Source organism: Amycolatopsis sp. NPDC021455 (assembly GCF_040640995.1).
GTDB lineage: Bacteria > Actinomycetota > Actinomycetes > Mycobacteriales > Pseudonocardiaceae > Amycolatopsis.
On the sequence record NZ_JBFACT010000003.1, the window covers coordinates 288,197 to 303,756 of the forward strand.

9 protein-coding genes are annotated in these 15,560 nt (G+C 73.0%); 6 read left to right on the forward strand and 3 right to left on the reverse strand.

Annotation, left to right across the window (positions count from 1 at the left end):
* Position 1: 1 nt before the first annotated feature.
* Entirely contained in the window at positions 2–2,842 is a 2,841-nt protein-coding gene (locus AB0G28_RS06615) for an ADP-ribosylglycohydrolase family protein (protein ID WP_361083687.1), read from the forward strand.
* Between the two features lie 33 nt (positions 2,843–2,875).
* Positions 2,876–4,783, forward strand: coding sequence for a TNT domain-containing protein (locus tag AB0G28_RS06620; RefSeq protein ID WP_361083690.1), 1,908 nt, complete (start codon positions 2,876–2,878; stop codon positions 4,781–4,783).
* Here AB0G28_RS06620 and AB0G28_RS06625 read toward each other — a convergent pair.
* Genes AB0G28_RS06625 through AB0G28_RS06635 form a run of 3 tightly spaced genes read right to left on the reverse strand, consistent with a single transcriptional unit; the run spans position 4,770 to position 8,393 of the window.
* Positions 4,770–5,621 carry a class I SAM-dependent methyltransferase gene (locus AB0G28_RS06625; RefSeq protein ID WP_361083693.1) on the reverse strand — a complete coding sequence of 284 codons (852 nt, stop codon included), beginning with the start codon at positions 5,619–5,621 and terminating at the stop codon, positions 4,770–4,772. The genes AB0G28_RS06620 and AB0G28_RS06625 overlap by 14 nt on opposite strands.
* Positions 5,622–5,633: 12 nt before the next feature.
* On the reverse strand, positions 5,634–6,953 hold the full coding sequence (locus AB0G28_RS06630; RefSeq protein WP_361083695.1) for an ATP-binding protein: 1,320 nt from the start codon (positions 6,951–6,953) through the stop codon (positions 5,634–5,636).
* A 3-nt stretch (positions 6,954–6,956) separates the two neighbouring features.
* Positions 6,957–8,393, reverse strand: coding sequence for a CCA tRNA nucleotidyltransferase (locus tag AB0G28_RS06635; RefSeq protein ID WP_361083698.1), 1,437 nt, complete (start codon positions 8,391–8,393; stop codon positions 6,957–6,959).
* Positions 8,394–8,494: 101 nt separating this feature from the next.
* Here AB0G28_RS06635 and AB0G28_RS06640 point away from each other — a divergent pair, with 101 nt between their 5' ends.
* The 4 genes from AB0G28_RS06640 to AB0G28_RS06655 all read left to right on the forward strand — a co-directional run bounded on the left by AB0G28_RS06640 (position 8,495) and on the right by AB0G28_RS06655 (position 15,533).
* Entirely contained in the window at positions 8,495–9,049 is a 555-nt protein-coding gene (locus AB0G28_RS06640; RefSeq protein ID WP_361083701.1) for an NUDIX hydrolase, read from the forward strand.
* On the forward strand, positions 9,046–11,196 hold the full coding sequence (locus tag AB0G28_RS06645; RefSeq protein ID WP_361083704.1) for a DUF6049 family protein: 2,151 nt from the start codon (positions 9,046–9,048) through the stop codon (positions 11,194–11,196). The genes AB0G28_RS06640 and AB0G28_RS06645 overlap by 4 nt, the downstream gene beginning before the upstream one ends.
* Before the next feature lie 679 nt (positions 11,197–11,875).
* Positions 11,876–13,861 (forward strand): murein biosynthesis integral membrane protein MurJ, encoded by a 1,986-nt coding sequence (murJ, locus tag AB0G28_RS06650; RefSeq protein ID WP_361084150.1) that lies wholly within the window; start codon positions 11,876–11,878, stop codon positions 13,859–13,861.
* A gap of 121 nt (positions 13,862–13,982) precedes the next feature.
* On the forward strand, positions 13,983–15,533 hold the full coding sequence (locus AB0G28_RS06655) for a protein kinase family protein (protein ID WP_361083706.1): 1,551 nt from the start codon (positions 13,983–13,985) through the stop codon (positions 15,531–15,533).
* The last annotated feature ends 27 nt before the right edge of the window (positions 15,534–15,560 follow it).

Sequence of the window (15,560 nt, forward strand, 5' to 3'; positions counted from 1 at the left end):
AATGACAGAAGAGGGCTTCGTCGAGTGGCGCCCCGATGTCGACCCGGAGTTCGACGAGAAGGCGTTCCCCGGCCTCGGCATCCCGGTGCGTGCCATCCGCGGCTGGGCGCAGTACACGGCGTTCGGCGAGCCGACGGGCCCGCGCCGGGTCAACGAGCAGTACCGCCCGGGTCCGGTGTGGAGCGGCTTCCCGGTGCCGACGTCCGACGCCGAAAAGCTGCTGAACTACCTGGGCGCGAACTGGATCAGCCGCGCCGAGTTCGCGCAGGCGTTGCTCGACTGCGAGGTGCTCGTTCCGTTGCCCGACGGCGAGCCGTTGCTGCGGCCGGTTCCCGGCACGGGCGGGCGAGAGGTCATCGCCTACAGCTCGTCGGCGAAGGTGCCCGGGCGGTACCCGCGCCGGTGGCGGGTCACCGTCCGCGAGCTGCTGGCCGACCGGCCGGGGATCGGGCTGACGCTGGATCCCGGCACCGGGCTCGTCCGCAGCCTCACGGCCGCCGAACTGGGCGTGGTCGAAGACGGTGAGCGCCGCCCGAAAGCCGAGGAGCCCGCGCCGGAAGCCGGGCCCGAAGTCGCCGAAGCCCTGCCCGCGCTGGTCGCGGAGTTCGGCGTCGAGCCGCCCGACCTGCTGGAACGGCACCTCCGGTACGCGGTGGACCACGCCCGCGACCACCACTTCGAGCTGACGCCGGCCGAGTGCGTCCGGTACCTGCGCGGGTTCGCCTGGCAGTACCGCAACGGCGTCCGGCGCCGGGCGGGCCAGGAGCCGGAATGGCCCGCCGACCTGGGTGCCGACGGCCTGATCGCGCACGTCGACGAGGACGCGCAGCCGCGTCCGGTGCCGTGGACGTTCGGGAAGTTCTCCGCCTACGGCACGCTCGCCGCGCGCTTCGCGTGGCACCGGATCGTCGGCGCGTACGTCGGTTTCGCGATCGGTGACGCGCTGGGCGGCGGCGCCACCGGCCCACTGCCGCTGGGCGGGCTGACGCGGAACCTGCTGTTCCACACCGACTCAGTGCTGCGCGGCCTGCCGCCGGTGCCGGCCGGCGAGGTGCCGGCCACCTTGCCCGGACCGGACCCGGACGGCTGGCTCGCCGTCGCGACGCGGCACGCGGGCCCGGCGCCCGCCGAGTTCTCCGCGCTGCTGGCCACGGCGTTGGCGGCGACACCGACCGCCGCGGCCGCCATGGCCGACCTCGACGGCGAGCAGTACGCGAAGGACGTCGCCCGGGAGCTGACCGGCAGCGCGGCGGGCGCGGAGGTCACCGAGGGCGTCGACCTCCTGGTCTCGCTGTTCCAGTCGCTGCTCACCCGGGACGCGTTCGCCGTGCCGGTGCACCTGCGGCTGCGCGAGGTGGGCGGCGATCTGGCGACGTCGGTCCTGGCGTTGCGCGAGGACCGCGACGCCGACGACGTCACGCAGCTGGAAAGCATCGGTGACGGCCGGAGCGTCCGGTCGGTGCTCGGCCGGGCGCTGTTCGCCGCGGCCAAGCGCGGTCACGACCCGGAAACGGCGATCACGCTGGCCGCCCGGTCCGGTCCGGTCGCCGGCGCGCTCGCCGGTGCCGTGGTCGGCGCGCGGCTCGGCGTCCCCGGCCTGCCCGCCGCGTGGGTCGCCGCCCTGCCCGACCTCGGCCTGCTCGACGACGTCGCGAGCGACGTCTTCTGGTACTTCAACCGCAACGGCCTCCAGACGGAGACCGCGGAACACGCCCGCTGGGAGCGCCGCTACCCGAGCGGCCGCTTCACCCCGAAACCGAAGGGACTCTCCTTGCGATCGCGACTGCGCGGCAGCCTGCTGGCCGGGGCGATCGGCGACGCACTGGGCGCGAAGACGGAGTTCGACTCGATCGACCGGATCCGCGACATCGCCGGGCCGGACGGCATCACCGACTTCATCCCCGCGTACGGCGGCGTCGGCCGGATCACCGACGACACGCAGATGACGCTGTTCACGCTCGAAGCGCTGATCCGGGCCCACGCCCAGCAGCGCAGGACCGGGTCCGCCGACGTCGTCCACTCGCTGCAGATGGCTTACCAGCGCTGGCTGCACACGCAGGGCGTCGCGTGGGACCGCGCGCGTGGGCCGCAGTCGGCCGTCGAGGCACCGGACGGCTGGCTGATCACGCACCAGGAGCTGTTCAGCCGTCGCGCGCCGGGCCTGACCTGCTTCGGGGAGCTGGAGGCGTACGGCCGCTCCGGCGTCCGGGGCACCATGGACCGGCCGGTGAACAACTCGAAGGGCTGCGGCGGCGTCATGCGGGCGGCGCCGATCGCGCTGTGGTCGGACGACCTCGCCGAAGTGTTCCGGCTCGGCGCCGAGAGCGCGGCGCTGACCCACGGTCACCCGAGCGGGTATTTGTCGTCCGGGTGTTTCGCGGTGATCATGCACGAGCTGCTGCACGGAAAGCCGCTGCTCGACGCGGTCGCGACCGCACGCGCCGAGCTCGTCAAGCACCCGGCGCACGAAGAGCAGAGCATGGCCCTCGAAGCAGCCCTGGCGATGCCGGGCCCGCCGACGCCGGAGAAGCTCGAGCAGCTCGGGCAGGGCAACGTCGGCGAGACGGCGTTGTCGATGTCGGTGTACGTCGCGCTGACGACGACCGACGCCGACTCGGCCTTGCTCGCGTCGGTCAACCACAGCGGCGACAGCGACTCCACCGGTTCGGTCTGCGGCAACCTCGTCGGCGCGATGTACGGCGAGGAAGCCCTGCGGAAGAGCTGGCTGGACCGGCTGGAGCTCCGCGATGTCATCGTCGGCCTGGCGGACGACGCGCTCACCGAGTTCGGCCCGGATGCGCCGGCCGACGACCGGTGGTTCGCTCGGTACCCGGTCGACTAGGTTCTTGGTTCACGGGGGACGGGGAGGACAAACGTGCGTTACCGGGTTGAAGTGGCCGAACGCCCGGACGGCCTGTACGCGACATGGGGTGAGGGGACCTTCCGCGCGCAGCGGTCGACCACGGACGGCACCGTGCTGCTGTCCGTGCTGCCGGAGGAAGAGGCGCCGGAGGGCTTCGACAAGGAGTTCGAGGGCCGTCCGGCGCGGGTAGTGCCCGCGAGCGAGGTGCCCGCCACGTTCACGCTGCGCACCTTCGCCGAGTACGACGGCGAGATCTTCGAGGTCGCGCCGGGCGACCGGCCGGAGCTGACGCTGCGCTGGGTCCGCGACGACGCCGCCCGCGCGGCGCAGCTGGGGCTGACCGACTTCTCGGTCACGGTGCCCGCCAAGCAGGTCAGCGCGCTCTGGCAGACGCGGCAGGACTTCACCGAGACGCCGGAAGCGCGGCCACAGCCGGGCACCGGCGACCAGAACGCGCTGCTGCGCGCCATCGGCCGGACGCTGCTGCACACCGTGCCCGGCGGCTGGGCGCGGGCCGCCGCACAGTTCCGCCAGGTCGGCGACTACGCGGAGATCGAGGTCCGCGCGGTCGGCGACGAGGACGGTCCGGTGTCGGTGTCGCTGCCCGCGGTGCCCCGCCTCGGCGGGCTCTTCGCGCGGTTGCGGGCGGCGATGTACCAGCCCGAAGCCGGCACCTGGTTCCAGGGCACCTTCACCCTCGACGCGCAGTCGCAGTTCGACTTCGACTTCGACGCCGACCGCGAGCCGGACTGGCGGGTGCCGCCCAACGACGGCGGCCGCCCGTCGACCGCCGCCTACGAGCTGGAGCTGGCGACCTTCCCGCGGACGCCCAAGCACATGCCGGCGTGGCTGACCGCGAAGGCCGGGCTGCCGCTGGACGTCGTGTTCCGGCACGCGCGGGTCGCCGACTCGCACGTCGAAGGCGAACGCCCGATCGTCAACCGGCCGCCGGTGCCGCCGGACCAGGTCCGCGGCGTGCTCGACTACCTGTTCCGAGCGCCGGTCGCCCTGCACCGGCCCGCGCCCCTGCCGGACATCTTCGGCGCGCCGGGCGCGCCGCCGGACGTGCCGAACGCGTTCCACACCGACGGCACCTGGATCTGGCCCGCCGCCGTGCCGCACTACCTGCGCAAGTACGGGGTGCCGCCGGAGCCGGAGCTGGTCGAGCACATCCGCGCGCTCGCGTTCCGGCCGCCGTTCGTCGGCGAGCTCGTCCGCGCGACGGCGGAGGCGGAGGTCCTCGGCCAGCCGAGGCCGCCGCAGACGACCGCCGACCTGCCGGACGACCGGGCGCTGACCCGCGTCGCCCGCGGCGAGCCGGTGCGGAACCTGCGGGGCGCGGAAACCCTGGAGCTGCTCCAGCAGCGGCTCGCCGAGCACGGCGTGCCGGCCGCGGCGTACCGGATCGGTGCCAACGAGATCCCCGCCGAAGGCGTCTGGACGCTGCGCCGCGCGGAGAACGGCTGGGAGGTTTCGCGGCCGCCGACCGACGAGCCGGTCGCGTTCGGCTCGCTCGGCGACGCGGCCCGGTTCCTCCTCGGCGTGCTGCTCATGCTGCCGCCGTGGCCGGCGGAAGAGTCCGACCAGCCCGCCGACTGGCCGGTCCTGCCGCTGCGCGGCGAACCACCGTTGAACTTCTACCGCGGCAAGCGCCTGGTCGTGCTCGCGCCGGGGACGACGGTCGTCCGGTTCGGCAACGAGACCGGCAACCTGGTGCACGCGGACGGGACGCGGTTCGTCGAGACGTCGCTGGCGTTCGAGCGCGAGCGGGAGAAGCGGCTCTACCGGGTGCAGCGGTCGCTGCGGGTGCTGACCGGCGTGATGGCGCCGTGGAGCGCGATGCCGGGCGGCGCGGTCGCCTACCTGCTGCCGCGCCCGCTCGCCCAGCACGTCGAAACGGGCGCCCTCAGCAGGCAGTGATCAGGACGGCGGGCGACCACCAGTAGTCGGCGAGCGGTTCGACGCCGACCTCGGTGAAGCCCGCCGTCTCGAGCTGCTCGGCCCACTCGGCGGCCGGGTGCTCCCAGTTCGTCCGCTGCTGCCCGTCGACGATCCCGAGCAGGACCGGCAGCAGGAAGCCCTGCGCGACGAGCGAGGCATCGTCTCCGTACTCGGCGACGCCGCGCTCGTAGCGCTCAACTAGCGAGCGAAGGTGCTCCGGCGAACCTTCTTCGAACTCGGGGACGTCGAACTCCGCGAGCACCAGCGTCCCGGTCCGCGGCTGCAGCGCGCGGAGGACCTCCGCCCGCTGCTCCGGCTCGATGGACTGCATCGCGAACGTCGACTGGACGAAGTCCCAGCCGAGGTCGTCGCGGGCCAGGAAGTCCTGCGCGGTCGACTGCCAGCACTGGGCCGTCGGCACCCGCTCGTGGACGCCTTCGAGCAACGCGGCCGACGGTTCGACCAGGTCGATCCGCGCCGGAAGGTGCGACGCCTGCTCCAGCGCGGGCACGACGGCGAGGCCGTCACCGCAGCCGAGGTCGAGCAGCGACTCCGGCTTCGCGGCGTCGTACCGGGAGGCCAGCTCGGCACTCAGCGCCCGGTACAGCTCGACGTTGCCGCCGCCGCGGATGAACGCCGTGAACGCGCTCGGCTGGTCGTACACCGGCGCCGAGCCGTCCCCGGCCAGGTAGGTCCGCAGTTCGTCGGCCAGCGTGGAGCCGGCGCGGCCGGCCTGGGCGGCGAGTTCGGCGGCCTGGTCACGGTCACCGGAGCGGTAGGCGGCGAGAGCGTCGGCGAGCAGCTCGATCGAGGTCATGGTCAGGACATATCAGAACGGCACCCAAAGCGTCACTCGAGTGCCCCCGCCGGGCAGTCCCGACTCCACCAGCGACGTCCCGCCGACCTCGGCGAGCCGCGCGGTGATCGACTCGCTGATGCCGAACCCGGCCGGGTGTTCGGCCTTGTCGAACCCCGCGCCGTGGTCGCGGGTGATCACGGCGATCCCGCCCTCGCGCTCCTCGACCCGGACCACGACCCGGTCGGTGCCGGAGTGCTTCATCGTGTTCCGCATCGCCTCGCGGACAGCGTCGCGGATCGCGATCTGCCGGACCTCCGACAGCGTGTCGTCGTCCAGCTCCGCCACCACGAGCTGGGCACGCAGACCGTCGCGCGCCATCTCGGCGGCGAGCGCGGCGAGCTTCTCACCCAGCGGCCGGGCACCCTCCTCGGCCCGCTCGGACGCCGCCGACTCGATCGTCTGCCGGATCTCGATCGCCTGCGCCCGCGCGAGGCGTTGCATCTCGACCAGCCGTTCCTCGGCACTCGAGGTGGCATTCACGGTGTCGGCGAGCGCCATCGCCTCCAGCGTCTGCAGCACGGTGTCGTGCAGCATCCGGTGCTGCTGGGCGCGCTCGGCGAGCCGTCCGTTGCGGGTGCCGTAGGCCAGGGCCAGGCGCGTGCCCAGCCCGGTCAGCAACAGGGCGGCCGTGGCCAGGAACATCTCCACGAGCAGCGCGGAGAACGTCGAGAGCGCCGGCCCGACGTGGAACCGGCCGGTGTTCAGCCAGTTCGCCAGCATCCGCAGCGGGAAGGCGGCCAGCCCGAACACCAGCCCGGTCGGGACGCCGAGCGCGAGCGTCAGCAGCCCGACCTCGCCGAACAGGTGCGCGCTGCTCACCGCGAGCGCGTCGAAGTACGCCTCCGCCGGCACGGCCAGCGCGAGGACCAGCGGCGAGAGCACCGTGAAGACCAGATCCACGGCCAGGAGCTTCCCGGCGTCCCGCCCGCGGAACGGGGCCGAGCGGAACATCCAGCGGAAGCCGACGAGGTTCAGCAGCACCGACAGCAGGGTGAACACCCCGACCGGCACGAGCCCGGTCGTGCCGTGCTGGAAGACGTAGACGCCGAACTGGCCGGGCACGGCGAGCAGCCGGAAGCCCAGCGGGATGAGCACGACGTACCGGGTCGCGCGCAGGAGCAGGGTGTCGCGCTCGGTCGGGTCGATCGGGCCCGACATGCGCGAGATGCGCCGCAGCGCGTGCATCGGGGCGGGGTCGGCGATCTCGTCCGGCAGCTCACTCGTGGCGGTGGCGATGGCGGGGGCGCCGCGCCGCAGCAGCGCGACCAGGAAGTTCCCCCCGCCCGCCACGGCTCACGCGTCCCCGACGCCGTTTTCCGCGGCCCACTTCTTCAGCTCGGCGACTGCTTCGTCGTGCTCCAGCGGGCCGCGGTCCAGGCGCAGCTCCTTGAGGAACTTCCACGCCTTCCCGACGTCCGGGCCCGGCTTGAGGCCGAGCAGCTCCATGATCTGCTCGCCGTTGAGGTCCGGCCGCACGCGGTCGAGATCCTCCTTGGCCTTGAGCGCGGCGATCCGGGCTTCGAGGTCGTCATAGGTCGCCTGCAGGGCGGCCGCCTTCCGGCGGTTGCGCGTGGTGCAGTCGGCACGGACCAACTTGTGCAGCCGGGTCAGCAGCGGCCCGGCGTCGGTGACGTACCGGCGCACCGCCGAGTCCGTCCACTCGCCCTTGCCGTAGCCGTGGAACCGCAGGTGGAGGAACACGAGCTGGGAGACGTCGTCGACGATCTCCTTCGAGAACTTCAGCGCCCGCAAACGCTTGCGGGCCATCCGCGCGCCGACCACCTCGTGGTGGTGGAAGCTCACGCCGCCGCCCGGCTGGAACTCCCGGGTCGCCGGCTTGCCGACGTCGTGCAGCAGCGCGGCGAGCCGCAGGATCAGGTCCGGTCCGGACGTCGGCTCGTGCGTCTTCTCCAGGTCGATCGCCTGGGCCAGCACGGTCAGCGAGTGCTGGTAGACGTCCTTGTGCTGGTGGTGCTCGTCGATGGCCAGCCGCATCCCGGGCACCTCGGGCAGCACCCGGTCGGCCAGCCCGGTGTCGACCAGCAGCTCCAGCCCCGGCCGCGGGTCGGGCGCGAGCAGCAGCTTCGACAGCTCGGCCTGGACGCGCTCGGCGGTGATCCGGTCGATCTCGCCCGCCATCGACGTCATCGCGTCGACCACGCGCGGCGCGGCGGTGAAGCCCAGTTGGGCGGCGAAGCGGGCGGCGCGCAGCATCCGCAGCGGGTCGTCGGCGAACGACTCCTGTGGCGTCGCCGGCGTGTCCAGGACCTGCTCCCGCAGCGCGCTCAGCCCGTCGTGCGGGTCGATGAACGTCTTCGACGTCAGCTCGACGGCCATCGCGTTGACCGTGAAGTCGCGGCGCAACAGGTCACCCTCGATGCTGTCGCCGAAGGTGACCTCGGGGTTGCGGCCGACGCGGTCGTAGCTGTCGGCGCGGAACGTCGTGATCTCGAGCTGCATGCCCTTCTTCGTCACGCCGACCGTGCCGAACGCGATCCCGACGTCCCAGACCGCGTCACCCCACTCGCTGACGATCTTCAGCACGCGGTCGGGACGCGCGTCCGTGGTGAAGTCGAGGTCGCCGGACCGGCGGCCGAGCAGCGCGTCGCGCACGCTGCCGCCCACCAGGTAGAGGCGGTGCCCCGCACTGGCGAACCGTTCCGCCAGCTCTTCCGCCAGGGGAGAGACCCGCATCAGCCCCACCACCTGCTCCTCGACCACGTCGTTCACGAAAATCCCACTACGTTCCAGGTGCGATTACCTCAGGCACCGCCGGACACGGACACGGAGAGCCAGCCTACCGGGGCAACCGTTTGCTCTAGCATCGCAGCATGTCTGGATCAGCCGGCCGCCCCGGCGCCTCGAAGCCGCGCAGGCGGCGCAGGCGTCAGCGCGGCAGGCGGCTGACCACGGTCGACGAGACGTCGGCCGGCGGTCTCGTGGTGGATCCGGGACGCGAACAGGCGGTGCTGATCGGCCGGCTCGACCGGCACGGCAGACTGCTGTGGTCGCTGCCCAAGGGCCACATCGAGGACGGGGAAACGGTGGAACAGACGGCCGTGCGCGAGGTGAAGGAGGAAACCGGCATCTCCGCACGCGTCCTGCACCCGCTGGGCACCATCGACTACTGGTTCGTGGCCGAGAAGCGGCGCATCCACAAGACCGTGCACCACTTCCTGCTCGAAGCGCTCGGCGGCGAGCTGTCGGACGAGGACGTCGAGGTCACCGAGGTGGCCTGGGTCCCGCTGACCGAGCTGGAGTCCAAGCTCGCCTACTCCGACGAGCGCAAGCTCGTCCGGAAGGCCAGTCAGATGATCGAGGAACTTTTCGCGCGCCCGGACGTCCACGGACGAGACGAGCACGCCCCTGAGGGAGCCCCCGAGTGAAGCGGTTCGCCGCAGCCTTCCTGTCCGTCCTCTTCCTGGCCGTCCCCGCCCTCGCCGGAGCCTCGGTGGCCCAGGCGGCGGAGGGTGCCCGCCTGCGGGTCGACCTGACCGAGCTGAGCCCGCGCGTGATCACCGCCTCGACGACGACGCTGACCGTCGCCGGCACGGTGACCAACACCGGTGACCGGAAGGTCACCCGGCCGCTGGTGCGCCTGCAGGTCGGCGAGCGGGCGACGGGCGAACGCGGGATCGGCGACGTGCTGTCCGGAGCGGTCCTCAAGGACAGCCCGCTGACCGACTTCACGCCGGTCGCGGACGCGCTGGAGCCCGGGCAGAGCGCCCCGCTGAACATCACCGTGAACCTGACCGGGACGCGCGCGGCGGCGCTCAGCCGTCCCGGCGTCTACCCGCTGCTGGTCAACGTCAACGGCACGCCGGAGTTCGGCGGCCCGGCCCGGCTCGGCGCGGTCAGCATGCTGATGCCCGTGCTGGCCGGCGCGGGCCGGACGTCCGGCGGTCACCCGGGCGCGCCGAGCATGACGCTGCTCTGGCCGCTGACGAGCAACGTCCCGCACGTCTACGCGGCGCCGTACGGGAGCCCGGTGGTCATGGCCGACGAACGGCTGGCCGCCGAGATCGGCCCCGGCGGCAGGCTGAACGCGCTGGTCACGGCGGCCGCGACGGCGTTGCCGGGCAACTCGGGCCTCGCCAAGTCGATGTGCTTCGCGCTCGACCCCGACCTGCTCACCACCGTCGCCGCGATGAGCCGCGGCTACCTCGTCCACACCGACGCGGGCAACGTCGACGGCAAGGGCGTCGACGCGGCGAAGACGTGGCTGTCCGCGCTGCGCTCGCTGGTCGGCGGCCGGTGCGTGGTGGCGCTGCCGTTCGCCGACGCCGACCTCGACGCGCTCACCCGGATCCGCCCGGGCGACGCCGGCCTCGTCACCCGGGCCGCCTCCGGCGCGGCGGCCATCCAGCAGCTGACCGGGGTCGCCCCGCAGACCGGCGTGCTGTGGCCGGCCGGCACGCCCAGCGCGTCGGTGCTCTCGGCGCTCGCCGAGGCCGGCGTCCACACGGTGCTCACCGACGCGGGCAAGCTCGCGGCCGCCGGCACCGGCGGCGGCGTCACCGTGCAGGGCAGCACCGTCCGCGTGCAGCCGACCGACTCGCTGATCGCCGCCGCGATGACGGGCGTCCCGACCGTGCCGGACTCGGTCACGGTGCCGGCCACGACCGAGCCGGCCGTCGCGAGCCAGAACGGTCTCGGCGCTCTCGCCTTCCGCGCCGGGCTGGGCCAGGCCGCCGGGCAGCAGCGGCCGGACCACCTGCTGGTCGCGCCGCCGCGGCGCTGGGACGCCTCGGCCGAGGAGTTCACCACCTACCTGCGGCAGGTCGCCGGCTTCCTCGACGCGGGCCTGGTCACCGCGACCGGGCTGCCGTCGCTGCTGGCCGACGACCCGGCGCAAGCCGGCGCGGCCGGCGACAGCGGGCAGGACACGGCCGGCATCGACGCCGGCGTCGTCTCGACGCTGTCGGACCTTGACGACCAGGCCGCGGGCTTGGCGGCCGCGATGCAGATCGATCCGACCAAACGGGTGAAACCCGACGACGTCGTGGAGCCGGTCCGGCTGGCCGAGCTGCGCGGCGCCTCCACGGCGTGGCGGGGGCTGCCGGCCGCGGCGGCGATCACGAACGCGCAGGCGGAGCTCGCGGCGATCAGCGGGCGGGTGAGCGTCACGCAGCCGAAGCAGACCATCGCGCTGGCGTCCGGCAACTCGCCGTTGCCGGTGTACGTCAGCAACGACCTGCCGGTCGGGATCAACGCCCGGTTCGCCCTCAACAACAACACCGGCCTGCGCCCGGAGGAGGCCAAGGACTGGTTCTTCCCGGCCAGCGGCGGCAAGAACTACTTCCTCCCGGTGGAGGCGCTGCGGGCCGGCCGGTTCAGCGTCGATGTGTCGTTGCGCACGCCCGCCGGTACCCCACTCGGGTCGTCCGCGCGGTTCGAGCTGACGTCCACCGAGTACGGCGCGATCACCATCATCGCGACCGTCGCCGCAGGTGTGGCGCTGCTTCTGCTCGCCTCCCGGCGGATCTACCGGAGGGTGAAGGACGCCCGCGCCGGACGCGACGTCGTGGACTGATCGCTCGGCCTTTGAGTGTTCCGGGCCGTTCCCGATTACCCTTGGTCCGCACGTGCGCGGCACCGGGCCGCGGCACGGGGGAAGAGCACCGAGGATTGGGCGCGCGTTGGAGAGAGAGCCGGGCTTACCACCCGAGCGTGCGAGTCGTCCTCGGCGCGAAGGCGCCCCACCCCCGAACCGGGGTGAGGGGGCCCCTCGAGCGTCGCAGCCGGTCCGCCGCCAGCCACCACCGCAGCAGCCGCCTCCGCCCCCGGAGCGCGGCCGCCGCCAGCCGCCCCGCAACGGCCACACGCGCCAGATGCCGACGCCGGAGGACGCCCCGGCGCGTGACCCGCGCCCCGCGCGCGGCGGCCGCCCGGCCAGGGACGAGGCGCCGCCGCGGCGACCGGTTCAGGACGACGGCACCGTTCGCGACGGCCGCCCCACCCGCGACGACGCACCGCCCCGGCGACCTCGCGACGACGGGCGTCCCCTCCACGACGACGCGCCGCCTCGGCGGCCGGTCCAGGACGACGGCCCGCGCCCCGTGCGCGACGAACCCCGCGACGGCCGCCCGCCCCGCCGGGTCCCGCCGCCGCAGGGTCCGCCGCCGCAAGGTCCGCCTCCACAAGGCCCCCCGCCGCGCGGCGGGCAGCCACCCCGGGCCGCCGGCGGTCCGGCGCCCACGCGCGTCCAGCCGGTGCCGCCGCCACCGGGCCAGCCGGGCCCGCAGTCGCTCCAGGGCCGGCTGCCCCAGCCCGCCCCGCCGGTCGTGCCCCCGCCGTCGACCCCGCCCCCGGGCAACCCGGTCCCCGGCACGCCGCCGCCCGGCACCCCCGTGCCGCCCCGCGGCCGCGGGTCTCGCCGTCCGGCCCCGGTCCGGCCGTGGCAGGAGGAGGCCCAGCAGGCTCCACGCGACCCGGAGGCGACGCGGTTCATCCCGCGCACCGCCGGCGTCCCGATGAACTCGCGCTGGCCGGTCGCCGACCCCGACGTCATGCGCCCGTACGACGCGCTGGCCACCCAGGTCATGCCGGCGCTCAAGGGCCCGCTGGTCAAGCCCCGGCCGGACGAAGAGGCCCCCGAAGCCCCGGCCAAGGCGCCGTCGCTGGCCAAGGCGTCCGGGCGGATGGCGATCGCGTCGCTGATCAGCCGCATCACCGGCTTCCTGTGGAAGCTGCTGCTGGTCGGCGCCATCGGCCAGGGCATCGCGAACGACTCGTTCAACGTCGCCAACACGATGCCGAACATCATCTTCGAGCTGCTGATGGGTGGCGTGCTCGCCAGCGTGGTCGTGCCCCTGCTGGTGCGTTCCCAGGACGATCCCGACGGTGGCGTGGCGTACACCCAGCGGCTCATCACCGTGGCGTTCGTGCTGCTGCTGGTCGGCACGGTCGTGGCGGTGATCGCGGCGCCGGCGTTCACCAGCCTCTACGTCGACTCGTCCGGCCGAGCCAGCCCGGCGCTGACCACGGCGTTCGCCTACCTGCTGCTGCCGGAGATCTTCTTCTACGGCGTCTTCGCGCTGCTCTCGGCGGTGCTGAACGCCAAGCAGATCTTCGGCCCCACGGCGTGGGCGCCGGTGATCAACAACCTGGTCGTCATCTTCACGATCCTGGTCGTCTGGATCATGCCGGGCGACATCGACACCGGACACGTCTCGATCACCGATCCCAAGGTGCTGACGCTGGGCATCGGCGTCACCAGCGGCATCGTCGCCCAGGCGCTGCTGCTGGTGCCCCCGCTGCTGCGCTCCGGCTTCCGCTTCAAGTGGCGCTGGGGCATCGACCGGCGGATGAAGGAGTTCGGCGGCCTGGCGCTGTGGATCCTCGGTTACGTCGCGGTGAGCCAGGTCGGCTACACGATCAACACCCGCGTGCTGACCAGCGGTTCCCCCGGTGGTGTGACGGCGTACAGCAACGCCTGGCTGCTCTTCCAGCTGCCGTACGGCGTCATCGGCGTCTCCCTGCTGACGGCGATCATGCCGCGGATGAGCCGCGCGGCCGCCGACGGCGACCACAAGAAGCTGATCGGCGACCTGTCGTACGCGTCCCGGATGTCGACGGTGATGCTGGTGCCGATCTCCGCGGTGATGACCGTGGTCGGCGGCTCGATCGGCATCGCGCTGTTCACCTTCGGCAAGGGCACGATCGACACCGCGGAACGACTCGGCGACGCGCTGGCCATCTCGGCGTTCGCGCTGCTGCCGTACGCGCTGGTCATGCTCCAGATGCGCGTGTTCTACGCGATGAAGGACGCCCGCACGCCGACGTTGATCATGATCGTGATGACGCTGGTGAAGGTGCCGCTGCTGTACCTGTGCCCGGTGCTGCTGTCGCCGGACAACGTCGTGCTCGGCGTCATGATGGTCAACGCGCTGACGTTCGTGGTCGGCGCGATCCTCGGCCAGGTTTGGCTCTGGGTGACGCTGGGCAATCTGCGCAGCAAACGGGTGATCGGCGTGATTCTCTTCACGGTCGTCGCGAGTGTGCTGGGCGTCGCCGCCGCGTGGGTCGCGGGCAAGCTCGTGCCGGACGCGTTCGGGCCCAGGTTCGGCGCCTGGGCGAAGCTGCTGCTGCAGAGCATCGTGGGCATCGTCGTCTCGTTCGGCGTGCTGATGGCCCTGAAGGTCGAGGAGCTGAAGCCGGCCACTTCGAGGTTCACCCGGTTGATCAAGCGCGGGTAACGATTGCGGTACGGAAGGCGACGACTCCCGCGTCGTATTCTGGGTAACCTTGGTGCGGGGAGCTAGCGGGAGAGTGCGGGTGGACACGAGGCGGAGCGAACAGGCGGGGGGTGCGAACCACGTGGGCAAGGCCCAGGTCGGATCGCTGGCCCCCGGGCGTGTGGTCGGCGACGGCCGCTACCGCCTCCTCGCGCAGTTCGGCGTGGACGAGCGGGGCGACGCGCACCTTTGGCGTGCGCGCGACGGGCAGCTGAAGCGGGACGTCGCGCTGACCTTGCTGGTCGGCGACCCGGCGGACCCCGAATCCGCCCGGCTGGCCCGGCGGACGCTGGAACGCGCCACACACGCGTCCAAGTTCGGCCACGGCGGCGTCGCCCGCGTGCTCGACGTGCTCGCGCTCGGCAGCGGCGTCACCTCGAGCGAAGGTCTCCTCGGCGTCGTCGTCGCGGAGTGGACCAAGGGCAGCGACCTGGTCGACCTCGTCGCGCAGCGGCCGGTGGCGCCCGCCGCGGCCGCGCGGATGGTGCAGGCGCTGGCCGAAGCCGTCGAACAGGCGCACCAGAACGGGCTCGTCCTCGGCCTCGACCACCCCCAGCGCCTGCGGCTGACGCCGAACGGCGCGCTCAAGCTCGCGTTCCCCGGCCCGCTGCCGGAGTCGACGCTGCGCGACGACGTCAAGGCGCTCGGCGCGGTCCTGTACCTGCTGCTGACCGGCCGCTGGGCGCTGCCCGGCGGCCCGCCCGCGATCCCGGCGGCCCCGATGACGCCGCAGGGCCGGATCGTCCCGCCGCGCCAGCTGGTGCCGACGGTCCCCGCGGACCTGTCGTCGCTGGCCGTCCGCACGATCGAGGACGGCGGCAACGGCGGCATCCGCACCAGCGCCGCCATCCTCCGCGTGCTCGACCAGGTGGCCGAGGAAGAGGAACGCACCCAGCTGATCAAGGCAGTCGGCGGCGATCCGGCCGAGGCCGACGGCACGGTGTGGACGACGAAGAAGCCGGTCAAGGACGTCGCCCGACGGCGCAAGCTCGCGCTCGGCGTCACCGTGCTGGTCGTCGCGACCGTCGTCATCCTCGCCTGGGGCGGGCTGATGCTGATCAACGCCTTCCAGGGTGACTCGAAGGTGAGCGGGCCGACCATCAACGTCGCCGACCCGCCGGCGTCGAGCCAGCCGGCCGGGCAGCCGCCCGCGAGCGCGCCGCCGCCGTCCTCCGCACAGCCCCCGGCCGTGGGCGCCCCGGTGGCACCGCAGTCCGTGGCCGTCTACAACCCCGACGGCCAGGGCGACTACCCCGGACGGGCGAAGTACGCGATCGACGGTAAGCCGGAAACGGTCTGGCGGACGGAGAAGTACAAGCAGCAGCTGCCAGCCGTGAAGCAGGGTGTCGGGCTGATCGTCGCCTTCAAGGACCCGATCACCCTCAGCCAGGTGAAGGTCTCCGGGGGCACTCCGGGCACGAAGGTCGAGATCCGTTCGGCGACCTCGAAGAACCCCGACTTCGCCGACACGAAGGTGGTCGGCAACGGCGACCTGAAGGACGGCGACACGACCATCCCGCTGGCCCAGCCGACGCAGGGCGAGTACTTCGTCCTCTGGATCACTCAGCTGGGCGACGCCGACGGGCAGTTCATGACCCAAATCGCGGACCTGGCCTTCCTGCCTGCGGGGTGACCCACCCGACAGGGTCAGTAGGCTCTC

What these genes read in the sequence shown, in the direction of transcription:
- AB0G28_RS06615 (WP_361083687.1), top strand. Translation starts at nt 2, where the DNA reads ATGACAGAAGAGGGCTTCGTCGAGTGGCGCCCCGATGTCGACCCGGAG.
- AB0G28_RS06625 (WP_361083693.1), bottom strand. Translation starts at nt 5,621, where the DNA reads ATGACCTCGATCGAGCTGCTCGCCGACGCTCTCGCCGCCTACCGCTCC.
- AB0G28_RS06640 (WP_361083701.1), top strand. Translation starts at nt 8,495, where the DNA reads ATGTCTGGATCAGCCGGCCGCCCCGGCGCCTCGAAGCCGCGCAGGCGG.